Source organism: Amycolatopsis sp. TRM77291, from assembly GCF_054166285.1.
Window position 1 is genome coordinate 702,852 of sequence record NZ_JBSZHF010000001.1, and the last position, 22,879, is coordinate 725,730.

A 22,879-nucleotide genomic window follows, 5' to 3' on the forward strand; every position below is an offset into this window, starting at 1 on the left:
CTTCGGACCAAGTATGCGAGTTTCTTTTGGGGCAAGGTGATCGCGGTCGAGGATGGTGGTGCCTGCTTGTCTGTCCAAAGGTGCCCGGTTCTAATTCTGGTTGCTGACTGCGTCTCCTGCTGTCACAACAGAAGCAGAACTCACCTCGCCACAGGAACAGCATCCGAAACGTCCCGCACGAGTTCCTCGACCCCCCGCCCCCACCGCGAAACGATGACGAGATCCCGACTGGGGTCGACCCACAGCAAGTGCTGATCGGCGTTACCACGCGCGGCCCGGCCGGTCGGCGGCGTGGACGGGAACGGGTCGAGCCACCAGAGATAGCCGTAGTCCGGCTTCAGCGGACAGGGCGTCCAACTGCGCTCGATCCAGCTTTCGCTGAGCAATCCGTTGCGGGGAAAGAGCAGGGCGAGATCGGCGGCGGAGATCCACAGCCCACCTCCCCAATGGGCGCCACCGCTGACCACCGGCACGGTCTCGCCGCCGATGGTGGTCAGCGAGTTCCGGTAGCCGTGCCAGGACCACGTATCGGACGCGCCGAGCGGGCCGAGGACGTGTTCGTCCAGCACCGAAGGCAACGCTCGGCCGAAAAGGTGGGTGAGGGCAAGGCAAAGGAGGTTGACGCGAACGTCGTTGTACTCCCAGGCCGACCCCGGCGTGCCGTCGCGGCGAGGGCCGTCCAGCCAGGACGGTTTGCCCCAGAGGTACCCGTCCCATTCGCTGGTCTGCTGCAGCAGGTGATGCCAGGTCACCGAGGTCCCAGCCAGTTCCGGCAGGTCGACAGTGTCCGCCACGGGCCGGTGCGGGTCGGGGAGCAGGCCCCGGTCGAACGCGACCCCGGCGACGATCGACACGACGCTCTTGGTGACGCTGAAGGCCATTTCCGGCGTCTCGGGATCACCCCACGCGGCGATGCGCTCGCCGCGGTGAAGGATCACCCCGCTGGCTCCGGACGCCGGCAGCAGCGGCCCCAGCACCTCACGGTGCGAACGTTCCTTCACCTGGCTCGCCAGATACGCGCTCATGTCGCCGATGCCCGGCGTGACGCGCTCGGCCTGCGCCGCCGCGGCGGCGTGGACAGCGGGCAGATCCAGTGCCATGCCCCGAGATTAGTCCTCCACGGGCTTCGTCCAAGCCACCTGCACCAGCCCCGTCCCGTGCCGCCGCGACACCAGCACACCGCGCCCGGCGGGCTGAGGCCCGGGCTTCACCTCCCCGAGCAGCGCCCCTTCGTCCCGCGACCCGGACATCACGAGACCGGGTGAACCCAGTTCCCGGATCCGTTGCAGCACAGGCTCGAACAGGGATCGCCCGGCGCCGCCGCTGCCGCGCGCGATGACGAGGTGGAGTCCGATGTCCCGCGCCTGCGGCAGGAATTCCAGCAGCGGCTGCAACGGATTGCGGCCCACGGTGGCGACCATTTCGTAGTCGTCGACGAGGACGAACAGCTCCGGCCCCCGCCACCAAGACCGGTTCCGTAGCTGATCCGGAGTGACGTCCGCGCCGGGCAGCCGGTTCCGCATGGCCTGCTGGCATTGGTCGATCAGCCCGGTCAGCACGGTTTCGGAACCCGCGTAACCGAGCAGATGCGAATCCGGCACCGCCCCCAGCATCCCTCGCCGGTAATCGGCGACGACGATCGCGGCCTCTTCCGCCGAATACTTCGACACGATGCCCTGCGCGATCGCGCGCAGGAGCGAGCTCTTGCCCGACTCCACGTCGCCGAAGGCCAGGAAATGCGGTTCGGTGGCGAAGTCGAGGTACACCGGCCGCAGGTTCGATTCCGCGATACCGAGCGTGATCTGCTTGCGCGGCCCGGCTTCCAGCGAGTCCAGCGGGACCTCGGGAGGCAGCAGCCGGACCTGCGGCGCCGCCGCACCAGTCCAAGCCGCCGAAATCCGGCGGTTCAGGTCCAGGCCACCGGCGCCGATGGTGTCCGGGCGCTGGTCCGAGTCGATCCGCGGGAGCGCCGCGAGGAAGTGGAGCTTGTCCGCGGTCAATCCTCGGCCCGGCCGGTCCGCCGGGACGTTCTGCGCGATCTTGCGGTCGATCAGCGAGTCCGCCGGTTCACCGAGCCGCAGTTCGAACTTGGTGCCGATGGCGTCGCGCAGCGTCGCCCGCATACCCATCCACTGGTTGATCGAGACGACGACGTGGATGCCGAAACCGAGCCCGCGTGAGGCCAGGCTGGTGATCTGTTCCTCCAGCTGCTCGTATTCCTGACGGATCGTGGTCCAGTTGTCCACGAACAGGAAGACGTCGCCGAACTCGCGGCCCTCCGTGCTCTCCCGGAACTCCGAACGCCGCTGGCGGAACGTCGTGATCGACTCGATCCCGTTGGCGGAGAAGAACTCCTCGCGCTGTTCGAGCAGCGTCGTCAGTTCCGCCACCACCCGGCGGCAGCGCTGGGCGTCGCGCCGGGTCGCGTAACCGGACACGTGGGGCAGCCCGGCGATCGGTGCCAGCGCGCCACCGCCCATGTCCAGCACGAACAGCTGGACCTCTTCCGGCGTGTGGGTGAGCGCGAGCATCGCGGCGATGTCACGCATCAGTGTGCTCTTGCCGCTCTGCGGTGCCCCGACGATCAGCGCGTGCCCGGCGGCACCGGAGAAATCGGCCCACAGCATGTCGCGGCGCTGTTCGAACGGCTTGTCCACCAGCGCGACCGGGATCATCAGCTTGCCGTTGCCGCCCCAGCCCAGCGGGCACAGACCTCGCGAAGGGTCTTCGCCGAGCGGCGGCAGCAACTGGTCCAGGGTGGGCGGTTCGGCGAGCGGCGGAAGCCAGATCTGGTGCGCCTCCGGGCCTTTGCCTTCGATCCGCGAGATCATCGCGGCGATGATCGTCTCGCCGGTGCCCTTCTCGACCGGCTCCTCCGCTTCGACGGTCACCGGGATCTCCACCGGCGCCAGCGTGAACGGCATCAGCCCGAGACTCTGGCCGTCCTTGCGCACGATCTTGCTGCGCGGCGGCAGTTCTCCCGAGACGTACGCGGCCTTGAGCCGGATGAGGGTGTCGTTGTCGGACTTGAGATACGCCGAACCCGGCACGGGCGGCAGCTGGTAGGCGTCGGCGACACCGAGCACCGCGCGGCTCTCCGACGCGGAGAACGTCCGCAGGCCGATCCGGTACGACAGGTGCGAATCCAGCCCGCGCAGGCGTCCTTCCTCCAGCCGCTGCGAAGCCAGCAGCAAGTGGATCCCGAGACTTCGCCCCAGCCGCCCGATCGCGACGAACAGGTCGATGAACTCCGGCCGCGACGACAGCAGCTCGCTGAATTCGTCGATGATCACCAGCAGCGACGGCAACGGCCGCAGGTTGGCCCCCGATTCCCTGGCCTTTTCGTAGTCCCGCACGGACGCGTAGTTCCCGGCCGCGTGCAGGAGTTCCTGACGCCGCAGCAGTTCGCCGTTCAGCGCGTCCGCCATGCGGTCGACCAGCGCGAGATCGTCGGACAGGTTGGTGATGACGGCGCAGGTGTGCGGCAGCCCGGTCATCCCGGCGAACGTCGCACCGCCCTTGAAGTCGATCAGCGCGAGGTTCAGCTTCTCCGACGAATGCGTGACGGCGAGCGCGGTGACCAGCGTCCGCAGCAGCTCGCTCTTGCCGGATCCGGTCGCGCCGATGACCAGCCCGTGCGGCCCCATCCCGCCTTCGGCCGATTCCTTCAGGTCGAGTTCGACCGGCCTGCCCTCGGGATTCACGCCCAGCGGGATGCGCAGCCGGTCCCGCGCGGACCGCGGTGCCCAGGTGACCTCGGTGTCGGTGTCGCGCGGATCGCCGATACCGAGCAGCCCGGCCAGCCCGAACGTCGCCGACATCGGCGCCTCGCTGACCACCGCCGCGCCCTGGAACAGCGGCGTCAGCATCCGGGACAGCGCTTCGGCGGCCCCGCGGTCCAAGGTGTCCGGCTTGCCGAGGAAGCCGAGCCGTTGCTCCGTCCCGTCGCCGACGACCATCCCGAGCTGCTCGGGGCTCATGTGCAGGCTCAGCAGCCGTTCCGACGAGACCGACCGCGGCTGCTCCGTGCCGATCTCGATCACGGTGACACCGAGCTTGCCCTCTTCGGCGACGAGCCGCGTGTCGCCGTGGGTGTGCCCGCCGTCCACGATCACGACGATATGCGGCAGGTCCAGCCGGGCGTCCGGCCGCCGGGTGAACGCGGGCCGGTCGCCGAGGTCGGGGCCGAGGAGTTCGGCGAGCTTCCCGGCACCGGAGTCGACCAGCCGCCGCGGACCGGCGGCGTCGGCGGCGCTGGAGGCGACGTGCGGCAGCCACTTCGCCCATTCCCAGTCGTGCAGCCGGTCGTCCTTGACGCACAACGCGATCCGCAGGTCGCCGGGCGCGTGGAAGGTGGCGAGCTGGGTCAGCAGCGCCCGCGCGGTCCCGAGCGTGTCCGGCCGGCGGCCGGACAGACTGACCTGCGCGAACGACCGAAGGGAGACCGCGACCGGGAGCCCGTCGACCGTCGAATACGTGCGGATGAAGTGCTTGAGGTTGGTCGAGCACACCGGGTCGAGGTCTTCCAGCGGGACGGTCTGCGGCGCCTTCAACGGGGTCGCCAGCCGCTGTGGCCCCGTCCCGATCCGCACCTGCCCGAACTGCGCGTCGGACCGCCGCCGATCCCACAGCCTGCCCGTCTCGACGCAGGCCCACAGATCCGCCGGGGCGGGCTGCAGCGCCGTCATCGCCGCGCGCTGGTTGTCCGCGATGTCCCGGACCTGGCCGCGCAACCCGGTCAGATACCGCTGGTAGTCCCGGCGTTCCTCGTTGATCTGCGCCTTCTTCTGCGCGCCGCCGCGGCCGAGCGACATCACCACCATGCCCACCATCGCGGTGAGGAACAACGCGCCGAAGATGTACGTCATCACGCCACCGTCGCGTCCGATGTAGACGAACGACATGGCGCCCATGCCCAGCATCATCGGCATGAACATCAGCAGCTGCATGGCTCCGCCGGAGGAGCCCTTCGGCAGCATCGGCGGGGACTGCAGGACGATTTCACCGGGCTGCTCGCCCAGGGCCGGCAGGCGGTCGCGAGTGGCGCTCATCAGGGTCTTTCTGGCCGCTTGTGGGTAATCCTGCCGATCATTCTGGCCACTCGTGCCGCCCTCGCGGTGGGTACTTTTGCCGTCCGCTCACGTCTGGTGGCGAACTTACGCTGCTGCTCAACGCAGACGTGGGGGAAGAGAGTAAGGAGAGCCATGGTCGGCACGGGCGAGTACCGGGCGGAGCCCGAGGCCATGCGCTCGGCGGTCGGGAACCTGGGCGGCATCATCATGCAGGGCATCAACGTCGTCGCCGACCTCGAACGCACCGTCCTCCAGCCGATGTCGTTCGCCACGTTCGGCAGCGCGGTGGCGGCGGCAAACACGGCCATGCAGAGCCAGCAGGTGGTCGCGGTCCGGACGCTCCTGCAGCTGCTGCAGCAGATCAACGGCTTCATCAAGAGCAGTGCCGACGCCTACCAGGCCGCCGACGAGGCGGTCGCGGGCGGATACGGCGGCCGTCCCGGTGGCGGCGCGGGTTCCACGTCGTCGTCGATCTGGGGCAACTCGCACGCCTCCGAACTGGCGACCCTGGCCATCAACGACAGCGCCGGCGGGCAGGGCGAGCCGTCGTCGGTCGGCAACGTGCTGCGCTACCTGGGGGACGCGCGGCTGGGACAGCTCGGCGACCACCCGATCACCGACACGCGGTTCCACGGTGTCTCGGATTTCAACGACTGGCTGGCCGGTGACGCCGACAACCAGGCGCGGGTCGGGGTCATCGAGGTCTACGCCGGTACGGCGCGCAACTTCGGCGACGTGCCGGGCGGGGTGCACAGCGGCGACGTCGTCGTGGTCGAACCGCTCCTGTTCTCCGACCGCGAGCCGGTCATCGCCATCGCCGGAGAGGGCGGGCTGCTCTACAACCACGGAATCGTCGACGCGGACATCAACGGCCTGGCGAAGGTCAGCGTCTACCGCCCGGCTTCCGTCTGACTTCCGGCCTGAGGAGCGACCATGCTGACCTACCCCAATTCCAGCGCGATGGACGCCACGGCGTCCTCGGGCGGGCCGATCACGATCCTGCCGCAGATCCTCACCGGCCAGCCGGAGCAGATCGCGAAGCACGTCCTCGAAGTGCTCAAGAAGGCCAACGAGTTCCTCACCATGTACAACGAGGTGACGAAGGCCGCCGAGCAGCTGGGCAAGATCTGGTCCGGCGCCGCGTCGGACTCCGCGTTGAAGAAGATCACCGACTCCCTGAACTCACTGACCAAGATCATCCAGGTCGTGCAGAAGGGCGCCGAGCTGCTCGGCATCGCCGGGACGCTGATCAAGACCGCGCAGACCGCGTACAAGGCGGTGGTCTCGGCGGTGAACCCGACGGTCGCGGGACTGATGTCGAATCCGTGGACCTACGGTGCCGCGGTCGCGCTTTCCACCGCCACCAGTGCTTCGCTGCGCGCGTTCATCACCGCGATCGGCGCGCTGCTGAAGGCGCTGGGCGTGGTCGACCTCGCCAACCAGATCACCCAGATCGCCACCATCATCGGCGAGGTCCAGAAACTGTTCGGGCACAACGACGCCGGGGACAACGGCGCGGCGGGCAACTCGGCGGTCTCCGGCACCCCGGTCACCAATCCGCAGGCGCCGGGTTCGGTCGCCAGCGGTTCGGGACAGGCGGCCATCGGCGGTTCCGGTGGCGGAGCGGGCGGTGGTTCGACGCCGGGCGAGACGCCGCCGTTCACCCAGTACCGGCCGCCGGCGCTGGGCGGCAACGGTTCCCAGGGCAACTGGCCCGGCGGCGCCGACGCCTGGATCCCGGTGGACAGACCCTCCGGCGGGGGCGCGGGTTCCGGCGGCTCGTACCCGGGCCCGGCCGCGGGCAACGGGAACACGGTCACCATCACCACCGACCTGAGCACCGGCAAGTCCACCGTGCAGGCACCGGGCGGTCAGGACATCGATATCGACATCGACATGAACTACGGCGGAAAGCACTTCGAGCAGCACATCGACATCGATGCGGGTGCTGACTCACCGGCGAAGGGCAGGTAGCCGTGTGGGGGAGCGGTGTGGTCGACGCGTCGGGCGTCGTCAGTTCGATCCTGTCGAACTACCGGCGGCTAGTGGTCGAGTACCAGCGGCGGGTCACCGGTGATCCTTCGGCGCTGACCGCGGCCGGTCAGCGGTGCGGTGACCGGGCGTCGACGGTTTCGGGCCGGGCGGACGAGATCGGCAAGGCGGCGAAGGCGCTCAACGCGTCTTGGGAGGGTGACGCCTACACGGCGTTCTCCATCTCCGCCACGAAACTGAGCCAGGAGCTCGGCGAGCTCGGTACGAAGCTGAGCGACCAGTCGAACCGGCTGCGGGCGGGCGCGCAGGCCCTGCAGGGTGCGAAGTCCTGTGTGGACTCGATCCTCGCCCAGTTCGACCAGTACGCCGCGCAGCTCATCAGCCAGGCGCGGACGGCGAACGCGAACGCGGTCGACGCGTTCATCTCCGCGGCCCGCCAGCTCGGCGAACGCGCCGCGCAGGCGGCGCAGGAGATCGCCGACGAGCTGAGCGAAGAACTCGCGCGGCTGTTCCCGCCGGAGGGCACCGGCCGGATCGAGCACGAGCTCGGCAAATGGGGCCGCGGCCCGCTGTACTGGCTCAACGGCGAAACGCTCGACGGCCGTAAACGCCCGCGTTCGCATCCTTCGTGGTTCGGCAATTCCGGCTGGAAGAAGCTCACCTGGGACGGTCTGGAAGGCACGCGCGCCCCGCGCGCGGCCGACACCCCGTTCGGCAGGCCGAAGCCGGAGAGCCTTGGCGAAAAGGCCTGGGGCAACACCGAGATCACCTATGCCAAGTGGAAGCAGGAACAGGACGGCTTCATCCCCGGGTGGGACGCCAAGATCTCCTCACAGGGCTGGGACGTCAAGGCTTCCGGGCACGCGGAATTGGCCGCCTTCAAGGAAGAGCTCGAACGCAAGGGCGAGTGGGGCGTCGCTTCGGGCAGCGCCAAGGGAACCGCGTTCGTCGGCGGTGAGGTGAACGGTTCGCTGCAGGCGGGCGCGCACGGGGTCGGTGTGCACGCCAACGCCTTCGTGGGCGGCAAGATCGAAGGCGAGCTCGCGGCGGACGTGGCCGGGGTGGGCGTCGGCGCGAGTGGAACCCTCCAATATGGACTCGGCGCGCAGCTCGACGGCCAGGCCGTCTACGACGCCGGGCATATCAAGGTCAACTTCAAGGCGGGTCTCGCGCTCGGCCTCGGTGCCGGGATCGGCGCGAAGATCGACATCGACCTGCCGAAGATCGCGGACACCGTCGGCGAGTACGGTGGCGCGGCCGTCGACGCGGTCAGCGGCGCGGCGGGCCAGGCGGCGGACGCCGTCGGCGAGGCGTGGGACGACGCGATCACCTACGTGGGCACGTGGTGACGGGGATGAGCGAAGCGATGACGCAGGACCGGGTCTCCCTCCCGCTCGGGTTCGACATCCCCGAGGGCTGGGTGCCGGTCGAGCCGGCGTCCGTCGGCGCCGAGGGCGCGGTCTTCGTGGCGGTCCGCTCCGGGACGCACGCGGAGTTCACCCCCAACATCACCCTGAGCATCGGGCAACGGCCCGACCAGGCGGAGATCACCGGCATCGCCGACGAGGCCGTCGAACGCCTCGGCCGGACCATGGCCGCGCTCGAAGTGGTGCGGCGCAAGGTGATCGGCACCGGGATCGCGCCGGGGGTGACGCAGGTGCTGCGCGTCCGCACCGGCGAAGGACAGGATCTCGTGCAGACGCAGGTGCTGCTGACCGTGCCGGGGGCGACCCCGGCCGAGCGGCTGATCCTCGAAATCGCCTGTACCGCAACGCCCGAGGCGGCCCGTGGCCTCGGCGACGACTTCCGGCGGTTCGTGGGCAGTGTCCACGTCCGGCGGGATTTCACCGCAGATGAAGGAGAAGACTCGTGACCACCGACCCCTACGCCATGCCGGACATGGACGAGTTGCTGGACCAGGTCCGCAAGCAGACCGAAGAGGTGCAGCGCATCCAGCGTTCGGTCGAGGCGATGGAGGTCAAGGCGCACTCGCGGCAGAACGAGGTCACCGTCGTGCTGCGCGGTGACGGCCGGTTCACCTCGATCGACATCGACCCGCGCGCGGTGCGGCAGTACGACGCGCGCAACCTCTCGGAGATCGTGCTGGAGGCGGTCAACAACGGGCTGCAGAAACTGGCCGAGGCCAGCAGCGCCAAATTCGCCCCGGTCATCGAGTCCGCCAAGTCGATCGAAGCATGACGGCCGCGATCGCGGGCTCCACCCGGCGCGTCACGGTGGTGACACCGAGGGCGCGCGTCGACGTGGCGCTGCCGCAGCAGAGCACGTTCGCCGAACTCGTCCCGCAGCTCGTGCGGCTCGCGGGTGCTTCGGGGCAGGCGTCGGCCGAGCATCCCGGCTGGGTGCTGTCCCGGCTCGGCGGCGCTCCGCTCGCGCTCGGGCTCACGGTCGCCGCGGCGCAGGTGCGCGACGGCGAAGTCCTCCATCTGACCCCGCGGGAACGCCCGCGGGGTCCGCTGCTGTTCGACGACGTCGTCGACTCGATCGCCAGCGTCGCCGAGTCGGGCACCGGGCGGTGGGGGCCGTCCGTGGCGCGCAAGGCCGGCATCGTCGCGTCCGTGGTGCTGCTGCTCGCCGGTGGGCTGCTGGTGCAGGCCGCGGCGTCCGGCAGTGTGCTGGCGCCGATCGGGACCGGGCTGCTCGCGCTGGTACTGGTGCTGGGCGGTGGCGCGCTGAGCCGCGCGTACGGCGACGCGGAGGCCGGTGCCGCCGGCGCGCTCGCCGGGGTCGGCGCGGCGCTGCTGGCGGGGATGTCGATCCTGCCGCCGCATCCGCTGTTCTCGCTGTCGGCCGGGCCGCTGGCCGCCGGGCTCGCGGTGGTGACCGTCTATGGCGTGATCGCGGCCGTTTCGGTGGCGGACCGGCTGCCGTGGTTCGTCGCGGTGACGGTGTCGGCCGGGCTCGGCGCGATCACCACCGCCATCGTCCTGCTGGCCGACGTCCGCCCGGTTTCGGCGGCCGCCGTGGTCGCGGTGGTGGCGACGGCGCTGGCCGCGGTCGCGCCGATGATGGCGCTTCGGCTCGGCAGGCTGCCGCTGCCGCGGGTGCCCGACGACATGGACGCGTTCCGTGCCGACGAAAACCCTTCGCTCGGCGAGGACATGGTCGGCGGCACGACGTACGCGCAGGCGTTGCTGACCGGGCTGCTCGTCGCGCTCGGGCTCGTCGTGGTTTCGGCGTCGGTGGTCCTGTCTTCGTCCGGCGGTGCTTGGGAAGCGGGCTTGAGCGCGTTGCTGGGTCTGGCGCTGATGTTGCGTTCGCGCGCCTTCGCCGGCCGTTCGCAGCGGGTGGTGCTCATCGGTTTCGGCGCGGCGGCCCTGGCGGCGGCCGGATTCTGGCTCGCCGCGGGCGGTCCGCGTTCGTTCGTCTTCGCCGCGGGATGCGCCGTGGTCGTCGCGGCCGGGGTCTGTCTCACCTACGCGACGCGTGTCGCGAAGGGACGTCGTTCTCCTTACTGGGCAAGGACTCTCGATATCGTCGAGTTCCTGGTGCTGCTCTCGCTGATCCCGTTCGTCGGCATGATCGCCGGCGTCTACGAGGCCGTGCGAGGCTGATCTCTCCGGCCGCATTCAGTTGACGGGTAAGGCTCCGCTGACGTTGCGAAAGTGGCTTTCGCAACCCGCTACCTTGCCGGTCTCTCTGTGCGCGACTGCCCCACACTCAGAGGACGAAACGCGCCCAAGCCTTTCGGTTCATACGGCGCCGATAGAGCCGGTCCGACGTGGCAGTGATGTCGCGAAAGCCACATTCGCGACGTCTGGTGTCCCGAAAGTGGCGTTCGCGACGTCCATGTGTAATCCGGGACCGTGCAATAAGNCCCACCCCCGCAGCGGCGCCGGGGGGGCCCCCCCCGGGCCCCCCCCCCACGTCCATGTGTCATCCGGGACCGTGCATTCAGAAGACCTAAATGCGTTACGTCCGTGAAGGACTCCTTCCCTACCCTCAGAGAAGAAAGGAGTCCTTCACGGACCGTCCCCTCAGTGCTCCAGCGCCAGCGGCAGGGTCCGCCGGACCGCCGCCGCGTGCCGTCCGTGCAGCGGGGTCACCGCGATCCCGGCCGGCCGCACCGGTTCCGCTCCCGGCCGTCCGCCCACCCGGATTGTCACCTCGGACTTCTCGCGTCCGCCAGGCGACCGGTACAGCGTGTACGAAGTCGCGGTGAACGCCGAGCCGGGCACGTGAAGATCCAGTGTCCGCGCGAGATCCCGTTCCGACCGGGGCCGGTAGCAGACCTGCGACGCCCCGCCCCAGTCCCAGGAACGCCAGCCGTCCACCGGCGCGTCCTGGCCGCTGCCGAGCGCGACGCGGAGGTTCTCCGTCACCTCGCCCGCTTCGAGCACGGTGCTCTCGAACCCGGCTTCGGCCAGCGTGCCCATCAGGCGTAGCGCCGCGCAGGCGGTGCTCCGCAACGCGCCGAGTTCTCCGCCGCCTCTGGCGAGCGCGGCGATCGGAGCCTCCTCGGGCCGATACCGGACGGTGAGCCAGCGGACCCGCAGCAGGGACTGTCCATTGGGGACGGTCCAGGTCAGCAGTTGCGCGCTGGACAAAGGGATCCCGGTGCTCGTGTACGCCTCGCGCAGGATGCCGACGAGCGTGTCCGGCGACGGTGCCACGGTGCCGGGGGTGAGCCGCACGATGGCGCTCCACCCGTCGCTCACCTCGGCGACGCCGAACCGGTTGCCCGCGCGGTCGACGTGCTGGCGCACCCGGACGGGACCGGCGAGCCGGTGCAGTGGATCGGGGACTTCGTTCTTGTCGCGGCGCTTCAGTCGATACCTGGCCCAGGTGAGTGCCCAGCCCGCGGCGTGGCGTCCGGCGAAGCGGACCGAAGTCGTCAGCACGAGGACGCCGGCGACAGCGACGATACTGATCCACGCGGCCTGTGGGATCCCGTCGACGGTCAGGGCCAGCAGGATCGCGATCCCGGCGATCTCCCAGAGCGCCGCCTGCAGCGGGCGGATCGGCAGCAGCCAGGGCAGCGGCGCCGCCCCCGCGACCCCCCGCGCGGGCGCCTGTTCCGGGGCCGGTCGGGCCGGGGCTTCAACCGACAAGGAATTCCCCTCCTCCGTGCACGCGCACGACGGTAGCCCCGCCCCGCGCGGGGGAGGGGCGTAAAAAATACCCTCACCGCGAACCTGGCCGGAACCTAACGTGAGCACCCTCGAACGGGTGGGCAAGAGCGGCGGGGGACGGGAGCGTGTGGACGCAGCGGGACCAGATCCAGGCCTACCAATTCCTCCGCAGGAGACTGGTTTCGGCACTGGTCTCGGCTGACGCCAACCATCCGGTCGCCCCGAGCCGCAGGCTCGTCATCGGAACCCTTTGCGGCCTCGGCGTCGCGTTGCTGGTCACCGCGGTGTTCGGCGTGATCGGCCTGCTGAACCCGTCCGGCGGCAAGGACTGGCTGGCGGGCGGCAAGGTGATCGTCGAAGAAGGCACCGGCGCGCGCTACATCCTCGGCCAGGACGGCGCGCTGCACCCCGTGCTCAACTACGCCTCCGCGCGGTTGATGGCGGGCGGCAACGGCGAGGCCACCGTGACCGTCCCTTCGGACAAGCTCGCGAAGGCGCCGCGCGGTTCGCAGATCGGCATTCCCGGCGCCCCCGACTCGCTGCCCGCGGCGGCCGCGCTCGTCAAAACGCCGTGGACGAGCTGCTCGCGGACCACTCAGGACGCGCCCGCGTCGGCAGAACCGGAGACGACGGTGCTCCTCGGCGCGCCCGCGGCCGGGGTCGACCTGCCGAGGGACCAGGCCGTCGTGGTCCGTGTCCCCGACGGCGAGCGCTACCTCGTGACGGCGGGACGCCGCTACAAGCTCACCCCGGAAGCCGCCACGGCGCTGCAGTTCGACACCTATCCGGTGATCGCGGTGTCGTCCCGGTGGATCGGTACCGTCGCCGCCGGCCGCGATCTGGCCTACCGCGCGGTCGAGGACGCCGGACGGCCCGGCCCGAAGGTCGGCGGCACCGCGACGAAGGTCGGTTCGGTGCTCGGCGTCGTCGACGCGATGGCGTCGCCCAACGACGCGACGTCCTACTACCTCGTCCGCGCCGAAGGGCTCCAACCGATCGGACAGACCGAGGCGAGCCTGCTGATCAACACGCCGGAGAACGCGGACGCCTACAACGGTGTCCCGGCGCCCGTCGCGGTGCGCGCGGCCGACGTCGCCGCGGTGCCGAAGGTCGCCTCGGCGAGGACCGGCGGCGCCGATCCCGCCGAGTATCCGGACCGGATCCCGCGAAAAGCGCCCGTTACCGGACAGTCCGTGACGTTATGCGCACACGGTTCTCGAATCGTTATCTCCGCACAGGTCCCGTTGCCGCAAGGTGCGAAGGCGATCCCGGTGACGGCGCGCACGGACGCGCTCGTCGCCGACGCCGTCTTCGTGCCTCCGTCGGGAGGCGCGGTGGTGGCGGAATCCGGTTCCGGCACGGTCTACGTCGTCACCGACACGGGCCTGAAGTACCCGGTGGCGAGCACCGAGGCACTCGCTTCGCTCGGGTACGGCCAAGCCGAACGGCAACCGGTTCCGAATGGATTGCTGGCACTGGTGCCGCGCGGGCCCGCGCTGGACCCGGCGCAGGCAGGCCGCGCGGTGTCCGCGGCGGTGGGTGGGACGGGGTGATCGGAACGTGCAGGTGACCGAAGACAGGCCGGAGACCGACCGGGTCGACGTCGCGGTGATCGAAGACCATCCGCTGTACCGGCACGCCGTGGTGCGGGTCCTCACCGAGGCCGAAGGGATCGAACTGGGCGCGGTGGTCGATTCGGTCGCCCGGTTCCACGTCCATCCGCAGCCGCCCGGCAGCGTGGTGCTGCTCGACCTCGGCCTGCCGGGGATCGCCGGGGCGGCCGCCGTGCTCCAGGTGGCCGAACTGGGACATCACGTGCTCGTGGTGTCCGCGCAGGCCGAGCCCGAGCAGGTGCTCGGCGCGATCGCCGCCGGTGCCAAGGGATTCCTGTCCAAGGACGTCGACGTCGACGAACTGCTGACCGCGATCAGGACGGTCGCGCGGGGCAGGGCCTACGTTTCCGCGGTGGTGGCCGGGATGATCATCAAGGACAACGCCGACCGTCCCGCGCCGGCCCCGGACGTCGCGCTCTCCGCGCGGGAGAAGCAGGTCCTGCGGCTGGTCGCGGCGGGCGAACGCGACGTCGACATCGCCCGCATCCTCGGGATCGGAGTTCGGACGGTCCGCGGTTATCTGGACCGGATCCGTGACAAACTCGGAGAGAGAAGGCGGGCCGGTCTGGTCCGCAAGGCCATCCAGTTCGGGCTCGCGTCTCCGCCGGAGGTGCCCGGCCCGTCTCGGCCGGTCGCGCCCCGCGCCGACGCGGGCGGATTCGAAGGACGCCGGTGAACGCAGACGAGCAGCAGCCGAAACGCACCACGCCGATCAACGTCGGGGTGATCGAAGATCATCCGCTGTACCGGGACGCCGTCGCGCGTGTCCTCACCGAAGCGCCCGACATCGCGCTGGGCGCCGTCGCCGACTCCGTCGCGCGGTTCGCCGTCCAGGAACAGCCGCCCGGCAGCGTCGTCGTCCTCGACCTCAAGCTGAGAGGCGTCCAGGACGCCGCCGCCGTGCTCGAAGTGGGCCAGATGGGGCACAAGGTGCTCGTGGTGTCCGCGCACGCCGAGCAGCCCGAGGTACTGGGCGCCATGCAGGCCGGGGCGAAAGGCTTTCTCTCCAAGGACGTCGACGGCGACGAACTCCTGCGCGCCATCCGCACCATCGCCGAGGACAACGCGTACGTGTCGCCGACGCTGGCCGGGATGATCATCCAGGACAGCGAAGACCGTCACGCCGGGCCCAAGATCGTCCTTTCCGAGCGGGAGAAGCAGGTCCTGCGGCTGGTCGCGGCGGGCGAACGCGACGTCGACGTGGCGGAGATCCTGAACATCAGCGTGCGGACCGTGCGGTCCTATCTCGACCGGATCCGGGACAAGACCGGGGAACGGCGGCGGGCCGGATTCGTCCGCGTGGCGATCCGCGAGGGCCTGCTGCGCTAGCCCCCGCGTTTAGTCCTCTGGATGCGGTAGTTGCCCAGCGCAACGACCGCATCCAGAGGACTAAACGCGTGGTCCCGAGAAGTTCACCCGCAGCGTGTAGACCGAACTGGACGCGGTGATGAACAGATCGTTCCGCCGCGGTCCGCCGAACGTCAGGTTCGAACAGACCTCCGGCACACGCAGTTTCCCGATCCGCGTGCCGTCGGGCGCGAAGCAGTGCAGGCCGTCGTGCGCCGCGGCCCAGACCCGGCCCGCGGCGTCCACGCGCACGCCGTCGAAACCGCCGGCGTCGCAGGTCGCGAACACCTCGCCACCCGACAACACGGACCCGTCCACCGAGAAAACCCTGATATGACTGGGTTTCTGCCGCGTGTCCGCGATGTAGAGCAGAGACTCGTCGAGCGAGAAAGCGAGCCCGTTCGGGCGCGAGAAATCGTCCGCGACGATCCGTACGGAACCATCCGGATCGACCCGGTAGACGTGGCAGGCGCCGATCTCACTTTCCGCCTCGTGGCCTTCGTAGTCGCTGTCGATGCCGTAACTCGGGTCGGTGAACCAGATCGCGCCGTCCGAGGACTCGACGACGTCGTTGGGGCTGTTGAACCTCTTGCCCTGATAGGTGTCCGCGAGGACGGTGGTCGTGCCGTCGTGTTCGGTGCGCGTCACCCGGCGGCCGCCCTGTTCGCAGCTGACGAGCCTGCCCTGGCGGTCGACGGTGTGCCCGTTGTGGAATCCGGCGGGCTCGCGGAACACGCCGACCGCGCCGGTGGTCTCGTCCCAGCGCAGGACCCGGTCGTTCGGGATGTCGCTGAACACCAGGTACCGGCCGGCCGGGAAGTAGGCGGGCCCCTCGGTCCAGCGGCAGCCGGTGTGGATCCGCTGCATCCACTCGTCCCCGTTGACGCGGGCGAACCGTTCGTCGAGGACTTCGAAGTGTGCCTTGACCATGTCCATGGAAACCCCAGTGCTCTGAATGAGATATTGCGATCATCATGAACCGCCGAACTTGATATGGTCAACTCATGGATGACGTAGATCGCATGCTGCTCACGGCGTTGCAGCAGGACGCGACTCAGGCGTACGCCGCGCTCGGCAAGGCGGTCGGCCTGTCCGCGGGCGCCGCGCACGAGCGGGTCCGCAAACTGCGCGAACAGGGCGTCATCCGGCGCACGACCGTGGACGTCGATCCGGCGGCGGTCGGCCGGGGAGTGATGGCGTTCGTGCTGGTCGAGGCGGGCTCGTGGATGGGCGACGCGCCGACCAAGGCCGCGCTGGAGGCGTTGCCGGAGGTCGTCGAGGCGCACATCGTCGCGGGCCCGGCCTCGCTGCTGGTGAAGGTGCGCACGCCGACCACCGAGGAACTGCAGGCGTCACTGCGCAGGCTGTACGCGATCGAGGGGGTCACCGGGACGCAGACGATCGTGGTGCTCGAATCCTTCTTCGAGCGTTCTGTGGACGCTAGAGGCGACGGTTCGCCAGCACCCCCGTCGCCGCCCGCGCCTTCCCGCTGACCGCGGGATCCACGTCGACGACCACCAGTTCCGGCCCGGCGCCCAGCTGGGTGTGGACGCGGCCGAAACCGTCGGAGACCGTGGAGTAGCCGATCCCGGTGGGAGCCTTCGGATTCACCGGGGTCGAGGTCGTGGCCGGATCGGCCTGCCCGCAGCCCAGCACCCAGCAGCCGGAGTCGAGCGCGCGGGCGCGCACCAGCACCTCCCACTGCTCGCGTTTGCCCTCGCCCGCGCCCCAGGACGTCGGCACGAGGACGATGTCGGCGCCGTCGTCGGCCAGCTTCCGGAACAGTTCAGGGAAGCGGATGTCGTAGCAGGTCGCGACGCCGAATGTGGTCCCGTCGACCTCGAAGGTGGCGGGCGCGGAGCCGGGAGCGACCGTGTCGGACTCGGCGAACCCGAAGGCGTCGTACAGATGGATCTTGTCGTAGCCGAAGTGATGCCCCGCGCCGGTGACGAGCAGGGTGTTGCTCACGCGCCCGTCGGGTGACGGCGTGAACATGCCCGCGACGACCACGACGCCGTGCTCTTCGGCGAGCCCGGCCACAGTGGACGCCCACGGTCCGTCCAAGGGTTGCGCGACGGGCCCGAGCGGGATGCCGAAGCGCGCCATCGCCGCCTCCGGGAACACGACGATCCGGGCGCCTTCGCCCGCCGCGGCCGTCACGCCCTCGCGAATCAGCTTCAGGTTCGCCTCGGGATCCTCGGCGGCCGTGAGCTGGCACAACCCGATTCGCGGCACGGAGGCCTCCCTCATCGTGGGATCGCTGGTCACCACCCCAGTGTGCCTGCTCGGGGCGATCCGGCCACCTCGTACCCTTGACCCATGCTGAACCGTACCGACCTGCGTGGACAGGTCCCGTCCGTTGCCGAGCTCAGGCGCACGCTCCCGCGTGCCGAGTACGACGTGGACGCGGCGCTGCATCACGTACGGCCGGTGGTCGAGGCGGTCCGCGATCGCGGTGTCGAGGCGGTTCTCGAGTACACCGAGAAGTTCGACAAGGTCCGCCCCGGCGGCGTCCGCGTGGCCGCCGCGGAGCTCACCAGCGCGCTCGCGAACCTCGATCCGGCCGTCCGCGAGGCGCTGGAGGAGTCGATCGCCCGCGCCCGCAAGGTCCACGGCGACCAGCGCCGCCAGGACGTCACGACCGAGGTCGTCGACGGCGGCACCGTCACCGAGCGCTGGATCCCGGTCGAGCGCGTCGGCCTGTACGCGCCGGGCGGGCTCGCGGTCTACCCCTCGACCGTGGTGATGAACGTCGTCCCGGCGCAGATCGCCGGTGTCGGCACGCTCGTGCTGTGCTCGCCGCCGCAGGCCGCGTTCGGCGGGCTCCCGCACCCGACGATCCTCGCCGCCGCCGAACTGCTCGGCGTCGACGAGGTCTGGGCCGTCGGCGGGGCGCAGGCCGTCGCGCTGCTCGCGTACGGCGGCACCGACACCGACGGCGCGACGCTGGAGCCGGTCGACGTCGTCACCGGGCCCGGCAACATCTACCTCACCGCGGCCAAGCGGCTGCTGCGCGGCATCATCGGTATCGACTCCGAGGCGGGCCCGACCGAGATCGCCATCCTCGCCGACGAGACCGCCGACCCGGTGCACGTCGCCGCCGACCTGATCAGCCAGGCCGAGCACGACCCGCTCGCCGCGAGCGTGCTGGTCACCACGTCCGAGGAGCTCGCGGACGCCGTCGACAAGGAGCTGGCCGGCCGCGTCGCCGCGACCAAGCACTCCGAGCGGGTGACGGAAGCCTTAGGCGGCAAGCAGTCCGGCATCATCCTCGTGTCCACTGTAGACGACGGGATCCGTGTCGTGGACGCGTACGCCGCGGAACACCTGGAGATCCAGACCGCGGACGCGCCGGCGGTGGCTGCCCGCGTGCGCAACGCCGGCGCGATCTTCGTCGGGGCGTACGCGCCGGTCTCGCTCGGCGACTATTGCGCCGGGTCGAACCACGTCCTGCCCACCGGCGGGTTCGCGCGGCACTCGTCCGGGCTTTCGGTGCAGAGCTTCCTCAAGGGCGTGCACGTCGTCGACTACAGCCAGGACGCGCTGCGCGAGATCGCCGGCCGCGTCGTCGCGCTGGCGAACGCCGAAGACCTGCCCGCGCACGGCGAGGCCATCACGGCGCGGTTCGAAGGGGAGCGCGCATGAGCATCGGCGAGGAGATCACGCTCGGCGCGCTCCCGCTGCGGGACGACCTGCGGGGCAAGACCCCGTATGGCGCGCCGCAGCTGGACGTGCCGATCCGGCTCAACACCAACGAAAACCCGTACCCGCCGCCGGACGCGCTGGTGGCCGACGTCGCCGAGGCCGTCCGCGCCGAAGCCGCTTCGCTGCACCGCTACCCGGATCGCGACGCCGTCGCGCTGCGCCAGGACCTCGCGGACTACCTCGCGGTGTCCACCGGCGTGCTCGTGTCGGAGTCGAACGTGTGGGCCGCCAACGGGTCCAACGAGATCCTGCAGCAGATCCTGCAGGCCTTCGGCGGTCCCGGCCGCTCGGCGCTGGGTTTCGAGCCGTCGTACTCGATGCACCCGATCATCTCGGCGGGCACCCGCACCGACTGGCTGCCGGTGCCGCGCCGCGACGATTTCACGCTCGACACCGAGAAGGCGGCCGCGCTCGTGCGCGAACGCCGTCCGGACATCGTGTTCGTGACCAGCCCGAACAACCCGACCGGGGGGTCGATCCCGTTCGGCGAGCTGCGCGGGCTGCTCGAAGCGGCCCCGGGCATCGTGGTGGTCGACGAGGCGTACGCGGAGTTCTCGTCGCAGCCGAGCGCCGTCGAGCTTCTCGAGGAGTACCCGGCGAAACTGATCGTGTCGCGCACGATGAGCAAGGCGTTCGCCTTCGCGGGCGGGCGGCTCGGGTATCTCGCGGCCGCGCCCGCGATCGTCGACGCGCTGCAGCTGGTGCGGCTGCCGTACCACCTCTCGAAGCTCACGCAGGCCGCCGCGCGCGCGGCGCTGCGGCACGCGGACGCCACCCTCGCCTCGGTCGCCAAACTCGCGGCCGAACGTGACCGCGTGGTGGAAGCGTTGCTGGGCTTGGGATTCACGCCGGTCCCGAGCGACGCGAACTTCGTCCTCTTCGGACGGTTCGCGGACGCGCCCGCGACCTGGAAGTCCTATTTGGACAACGGCGTGCTGATCAGGGACGTCGGCATCGAAGGGCACCTGCGGGTGACCATCGGGACGCCGGAAGAGAACGACGCCTTTCTCGAGGCCAGCAAGGAGGTGCCGCGATGAGTCGCGTCGGCAAGGTGGACCGCACCACCAGGGAATCGTCCATTTCGGTCCAGCTCGACCTGGACGGCACGGGACAGGTGGAGATCGACACCGGTGTCCCGTTCTACGACCACATGCTCACCGCGTTCGGCGTGCACGGCTCGCTCGACCTCAAGGTGCAGGCGACCGGTGACGTGCACATCGACGCGCACCACACCGTCGAGGACACCGCGATCGTGCTCGGCCAGGCACTGCGGCAGGCGCTCGGCGACAAGAGCGGCATCCGCCGCTTCGGCGACGCGTGGATCCCGATGGACGAGACCCTCGCGCACGCCGCGATCGACGTCTCCGGGCGCCCGTACTGCGTGCACCTCGGCGAGCCGGAGCAGTTCAACAGCTTCACCATCGGCGGGAACTACCCGTTCGTGCTGACGCGGCACGTGTTCGACTCGCTGTCGTTCCACGCGCAGATCGCGCTGCACGTGCGGGTGCTGCACGGCCGCGACCCGCACCACATCGCGGAGGCCGAGTACAAGGCCGTCGCGCGTGCGCTGCGCGCCGCCACCGAGCCGGACCCGCGGGCGGGCGGCATCCCGTCGACGAAGGGCGTCCTCTAACCCCCGCATTTCGTCCTCTGGATGCGTTCCTTGCGTGTGCAACTACCGCATCCAGAGGACTAAACGCGGTAGGTGTTGAGGAGTACACCGGACGGGGTGCTCGTGGTGCCGACGAACTTCATGGAGCAGGCCGGGGTTCCGTCGGCGAAGAAACGCTTGCCTGTGCCCAAAAGGAGCGGGTAGACGGCCAGCACGACTTCGTCCGCGAGCCTGTTTTCGAGCAGTGCCGAGGTCAGCGTGGAGCTGCCCGAGAGGATGAGGTCCGGGCCGTCCTGTGCCTTGAGGCGGCGAACGCCTTCGACGAGGTCCGGGCCGATTCCCTCGAACGGACCCCATTTCAGGCTTTCCGGCCGATGGGTGACAACGTATTTCGTCGCTGCCTTGAGCCGGTCCGCGAACGGGTCGCTCGGCGCGTCCGGCCAGTACTCCGACCAGAGGTCGTAGGTGCGGCGGCCGAGCAGCAGGTCGAAGTTTTCGGTGTGCGCGGCCAGGAGGGCTTCCCGGCCGGCGGGGGTCCGGTACGGCATGTTCCAGCCGCTGTACGGGAAGCCGTTCTCGTCTTCGGAATGCTGGATCACGCCGTCGAGAGAGATGTGCTCGATGATCTTGAGTCTTCTCATCACGCCTCCAGCAGTGCGTCGAGTTGGGGCATCGCGGCCCGGAAGCCCTCTTCCATCCCGGGGATCGTCTTCTCCATGGCTTCGACACTGGAAAACCGCGTCACGTGGATCATCCGTGATCCCGTGGGTGTCGGCTCGAAGGTGAAGGTCATCGAGGTGGGCATGTTTTCGTCGTTGTCGTCGCCGTCCTCCGCTTCGAAGAAGTCGATGGGGTTCACCTCGGTGAACTTCCAGGAGTTGGGCCACTTCTCCCCGTTGGGCCCGGACAGGTAGTACTCGGCGCGGCCGCCCGCCCGGAAATCGTGATGGGTGAACGTGGCGGGCGCGAAAGGCGGGCCCCAGAAGCGCTCCAGTTGCCTTGGATCCTCCCAAGCCGCCCAAAGCCGCTTTCGCGGAACGGGAAAGTCCGCCACGACGGTGAGACTGAGCTTTTCGGGCTCCTTGGTGACGGAGGTGATCGGCATCGTCATTCCCCTTCTTGCAGGACATCGTCGAGCTGCGCCACACGTTGGCGCCAAAGGACTTCGTAGGAGTCGAGCAGCTCACTGGCGCGTTGGAGCCGCTCGCGGTCGGTCGAGACCAGCTGTTCGCGGCCGCTGGCGCGTTTCCGGACCAGCCCCGCGCGCTGGAGCACGGCGACGTGTTTCTGCACGGCGGCGAAGCTCATCTCGTAACGCACGGCGAGATCGGAGACCGACGGCGTTTCCGTGATGGCCCGCGCCAGGATGTCGCGGCGCGTGCCATCGGCCAAGGCGCGGAAAAGCTGGTTGAGCGATTCCTCGCTTTCCTCCCGAAGTACAACCATGTGGTTGTACGTTAGCCGTGTCCGGTCGCGAGGGCAAGGTCCGGGCCCGGCGCGGTCCCGGCTGTGGGCGTGTGGCAGGGTGGCGGTCGTGAGTAACACGACCATCGCTGTGCTGCTGTTCGCGCTCGGCGGCTTCCTGATCGGCGGCGTCTACGCGACCTGGAAGAGCGTCAAGTTCATGGCCGTCGTGCTGGGGATCGGTGCGGTGCTGGCGATCGGCGGCGCCATCGCCTGGCTGGCCTGACCGCCGCCCGGTAAATCGGCTGCGCGCCGTGACGGCGGCGGGCATGCTGTCCGGCATGTCCGGAAACCCGCGCTCGGTCGCCGAAGTCGTCCGGCTCCAGCGATCGGGGAGCCGCGTCAAATTTCTGTTCTTCTGGGGCCACCAGCCGCCGCGTGACGGCACGATCGGTCCGGAATGCTTCAGCCAGTGGTGGCCCGCCCGGTTCACCGCCGACGGCGAAACCTTCCCGACGGCGGAGCACTACATGATGTGGCGCAAAGCCGTCCTGTTCGACGACGCCGAGAGCGCGGCGCGGATCCTCGCCGCCCGGCATCCGCGTCAGGCCAAGGAGCTGGGCCGCGAAGTGCGGGGATTCGAGCAGAGCCGGTGGGAAGACGCGCGCTCCGCCATCGTCCTAGAGGGGACGATCGCGAAGTTCGGGCAGCATCCGGAACTGCGCGATTTCCTGCTCGGTACCAGGAATCGGGTGCTGGTCGAGGCCAGCCCGCTGGACGCGATCTGGGGGATCGGGCTCGCCGCCGACCATACGGACGTCGAGAACGCGGAACGCTGGCGCGGCCTGAACCTGCTCGGCTTCGCACTGGGAGAGGCCCGCGCGGCGCTCGCCTGAGTACGTGAAGGCCCCCTTCACTGCGCTAGACGCAATGAAGGGGGCCTTCACGTACTTATCGAGGGGGTCCAAGCGGCGCGTCGCGAAAGCCACTTTCGCGACGTCTGATGTCTCGAAAGTGGCTTTCGCGACATGGGCGCACCGGGCC

General features: G+C 69.7%; 23 protein-coding genes. 15 read left to right on the forward strand and 8 right to left on the reverse strand.

The features are described from left to right. Nucleotides 1-140 precede the first annotated feature (140 nt). A complete protein-coding gene (locus tag ACXIZN_RS03335) occupies nucleotides 141-1,100 on the reverse strand; it encodes a serine hydrolase domain-containing protein (RefSeq protein WP_457952499.1) in 960 nt (319 codons plus the stop codon). 9 nt (nucleotides 1,101-1,109) lie between these two features. Further along, the gene (gene eccCa / locus ACXIZN_RS03340) at nucleotides 1,110-5,051 is read right to left on the reverse strand and encodes a type VII secretion protein EccCa (RefSeq protein ID WP_457952500.1); all 3,942 of its coding nucleotides are present in this window, start codon (nucleotides 5,049-5,051) and stop codon (nucleotides 1,110-1,112) included. A gap of 153 nt (nucleotides 5,052-5,204) precedes the next feature. Between eccCa and ACXIZN_RS03345 the strand changes: the two genes are divergently transcribed. From ACXIZN_RS03345 to eccD, 6 genes are read left to right on the forward strand one after another with little or no spacing between them, the layout of a single operon-like run. Next, nucleotides 5,205-5,984, forward strand: a complete 780-nt coding sequence (locus ACXIZN_RS03345) for a WXG100 family type VII secretion target (RefSeq protein ID WP_192741125.1) — start codon at nucleotides 5,205-5,207, stop codon at nucleotides 5,982-5,984. Nucleotides 5,985-6,005: 21 nt separating this feature from the next. After that, complete coding sequence (locus ACXIZN_RS03350) at nucleotides 6,006-7,046, forward strand: hypothetical protein (RefSeq protein ID WP_457952501.1); 1,041 nt, start codon at nucleotides 6,006-6,008, stop codon at nucleotides 7,044-7,046. 17 nt (nucleotides 7,047-7,063) lie between these two features. After that, on the forward strand, nucleotides 7,064-8,413 hold the full coding sequence (locus ACXIZN_RS03355) for a WXG100 family type VII secretion target (RefSeq protein WP_457952502.1): 1,350 nt from the start codon (nucleotides 7,064-7,066) through the stop codon (nucleotides 8,411-8,413). Nucleotides 8,414-8,418: 5 nt separating this feature from the next. Further along, nucleotides 8,419-8,937, forward strand: coding sequence for a hypothetical protein (locus ACXIZN_RS03360; RefSeq protein WP_457952503.1), 519 nt, complete (start codon nucleotides 8,419-8,421; stop codon nucleotides 8,935-8,937). After that, a complete protein-coding gene (locus ACXIZN_RS03365) occupies nucleotides 8,934-9,263 on the forward strand; it encodes a YbaB/EbfC family nucleoid-associated protein (protein WP_016336001.1) in 330 nt (109 codons plus the stop codon). Before ACXIZN_RS03360 ends, ACXIZN_RS03365 begins: the two co-directional genes overlap by 4 nt. After that, nucleotides 9,260-10,636 carry a type VII secretion integral membrane protein EccD gene (gene eccD / locus ACXIZN_RS03370; RefSeq protein WP_457952504.1) on the forward strand — a complete coding sequence of 459 codons (1,377 nt, stop codon included), beginning with the start codon at nucleotides 9,260-9,262 and terminating at the stop codon, nucleotides 10,634-10,636. The genes ACXIZN_RS03365 and eccD overlap by 4 nt, the downstream gene beginning before the upstream one ends. Nucleotides 10,637-11,059: 423 nt before the next feature. Here eccD and ACXIZN_RS03375 read toward each other — a convergent pair whose 3' ends face one another. Continuing rightward, a complete protein-coding gene (locus tag ACXIZN_RS03375) occupies nucleotides 11,060-12,133 on the reverse strand; it encodes a type VII secretion protein EccE (RefSeq protein WP_457952505.1) in 1,074 nt (357 codons plus the stop codon). A gap of 146 nt (nucleotides 12,134-12,279) precedes the next feature. Between ACXIZN_RS03375 and eccB the strand changes: the two genes are divergently transcribed. From eccB to ACXIZN_RS03390, 3 genes are read left to right on the forward strand one after another with little or no spacing between them, the layout of a single operon-like run. Next, on the forward strand, nucleotides 12,280-13,707 hold the full coding sequence (gene eccB / locus ACXIZN_RS03380) for a type VII secretion protein EccB (protein ID WP_257485363.1): 1,428 nt from the start codon (nucleotides 12,280-12,282) through the stop codon (nucleotides 13,705-13,707). 7 nt (nucleotides 13,708-13,714) lie between these two features. Further along, complete coding sequence (locus tag ACXIZN_RS03385; RefSeq protein ID WP_457952506.1) at nucleotides 13,715-14,443, forward strand: response regulator; 729 nt, start codon at nucleotides 13,715-13,717, stop codon at nucleotides 14,441-14,443. After that, a complete protein-coding gene (locus tag ACXIZN_RS03390) occupies nucleotides 14,440-15,096 on the forward strand; it encodes a response regulator (RefSeq protein WP_034319368.1) in 657 nt (218 codons plus the stop codon). The genes ACXIZN_RS03385 and ACXIZN_RS03390 overlap by 4 nt, the downstream gene beginning before the upstream one ends. Nucleotides 15,097-15,156: 60 nt before the next feature. Here the strand turns inward: ACXIZN_RS03390 and ACXIZN_RS03395 are convergent, their stop codons facing one another. Then, on the reverse strand, nucleotides 15,157-16,050 hold the full coding sequence (locus ACXIZN_RS03395; protein WP_457952507.1) for an SMP-30/gluconolactonase/LRE family protein: 894 nt from the start codon (nucleotides 16,048-16,050) through the stop codon (nucleotides 15,157-15,159). Between the two features lie 68 nt (nucleotides 16,051-16,118). Here ACXIZN_RS03395 and ACXIZN_RS03400 point away from each other — a divergent pair, with 68 nt between their 5' ends. After that, on the forward strand, nucleotides 16,119-16,607 hold the full coding sequence (locus ACXIZN_RS03400; protein WP_457952508.1) for an Lrp/AsnC family transcriptional regulator: 489 nt from the start codon (nucleotides 16,119-16,121) through the stop codon (nucleotides 16,605-16,607). On the opposite strand, the gene ACXIZN_RS03405 is transcribed toward ACXIZN_RS03400, so the two are convergent. Continuing rightward, nucleotides 16,555-17,349 carry a carbon-nitrogen hydrolase family protein gene (locus ACXIZN_RS03405; protein WP_457952509.1) on the reverse strand — a complete coding sequence of 265 codons (795 nt, stop codon included), beginning with the start codon at nucleotides 17,347-17,349 and terminating at the stop codon, nucleotides 16,555-16,557. The two genes, ACXIZN_RS03400 and ACXIZN_RS03405, sit on opposite strands and share 53 nt — an antisense overlap. Before the next feature lie 84 nt (nucleotides 17,350-17,433). Between ACXIZN_RS03405 and hisD the strand changes: the two genes are divergently transcribed. The 3 genes from hisD to hisB are packed head-to-tail and all read left to right on the forward strand — an operon-like array spanning nucleotide 17,434 to nucleotide 20,452. Then, a complete protein-coding gene (gene hisD, locus ACXIZN_RS03410) occupies nucleotides 17,434-18,759 on the forward strand; it encodes a histidinol dehydrogenase (RefSeq protein WP_457952510.1) in 1,326 nt (441 codons plus the stop codon). Further along, nucleotides 18,756-19,856 carry a histidinol-phosphate transaminase gene (locus ACXIZN_RS03415; protein ID WP_126733737.1) on the forward strand — a complete coding sequence of 367 codons (1,101 nt, stop codon included), beginning with the start codon at nucleotides 18,756-18,758 and terminating at the stop codon, nucleotides 19,854-19,856. Before hisD ends, ACXIZN_RS03415 begins: the two co-directional genes overlap by 4 nt. After that, the gene (gene hisB, locus ACXIZN_RS03420; RefSeq protein ID WP_005155296.1) at nucleotides 19,853-20,452 is read left to right on the forward strand and encodes an imidazoleglycerol-phosphate dehydratase HisB; all 600 of its coding nucleotides are present in this window, start codon (nucleotides 19,853-19,855) and stop codon (nucleotides 20,450-20,452) included. The genes ACXIZN_RS03415 and hisB overlap by 4 nt, the downstream gene beginning before the upstream one ends. Nucleotides 20,453-20,511: 59 nt before the next feature. Here the strand turns inward: hisB and ACXIZN_RS03425 are convergent, their stop codons facing one another. The 3 genes from ACXIZN_RS03425 to ACXIZN_RS03435 are packed head-to-tail and all read right to left on the reverse strand — an operon-like array spanning nucleotide 20,512 to nucleotide 21,877. After that, entirely contained in the window at nucleotides 20,512-21,072 is a 561-nt protein-coding gene (locus ACXIZN_RS03425) for a dihydrofolate reductase family protein (protein WP_457952511.1), read from the reverse strand. Beyond that, nucleotides 21,072-21,536, reverse strand: coding sequence for an SRPBCC family protein (locus ACXIZN_RS03430; RefSeq protein ID WP_457952512.1), 465 nt, complete (start codon nucleotides 21,534-21,536; stop codon nucleotides 21,072-21,074). Before ACXIZN_RS03430 ends, ACXIZN_RS03425 begins: the two co-directional genes overlap by 1 nt. A 2-nt stretch (nucleotides 21,537-21,538) precedes the next feature. Then, complete coding sequence (locus tag ACXIZN_RS03435) at nucleotides 21,539-21,877, reverse strand: ArsR/SmtB family transcription factor (protein ID WP_457952513.1); 339 nt, start codon at nucleotides 21,875-21,877, stop codon at nucleotides 21,539-21,541. Between the two features lie 88 nt (nucleotides 21,878-21,965). Between ACXIZN_RS03435 and ACXIZN_RS03440 the strand changes: the two genes are divergently transcribed. Beyond that, nucleotides 21,966-22,121: a hypothetical protein gene (locus ACXIZN_RS03440; RefSeq protein ID WP_167373564.1), complete on the forward strand. Its 156-nt coding sequence runs from the start codon at nucleotides 21,966-21,968 to the stop codon at nucleotides 22,119-22,121. 55 nt (nucleotides 22,122-22,176) lie between these two features. Next, entirely contained in the window at nucleotides 22,177-22,731 is a 555-nt protein-coding gene (locus ACXIZN_RS03445; protein ID WP_457952514.1) for an NADAR family protein, read from the forward strand. Nucleotides 22,732-22,879: the final 148 nt, after the last annotated feature.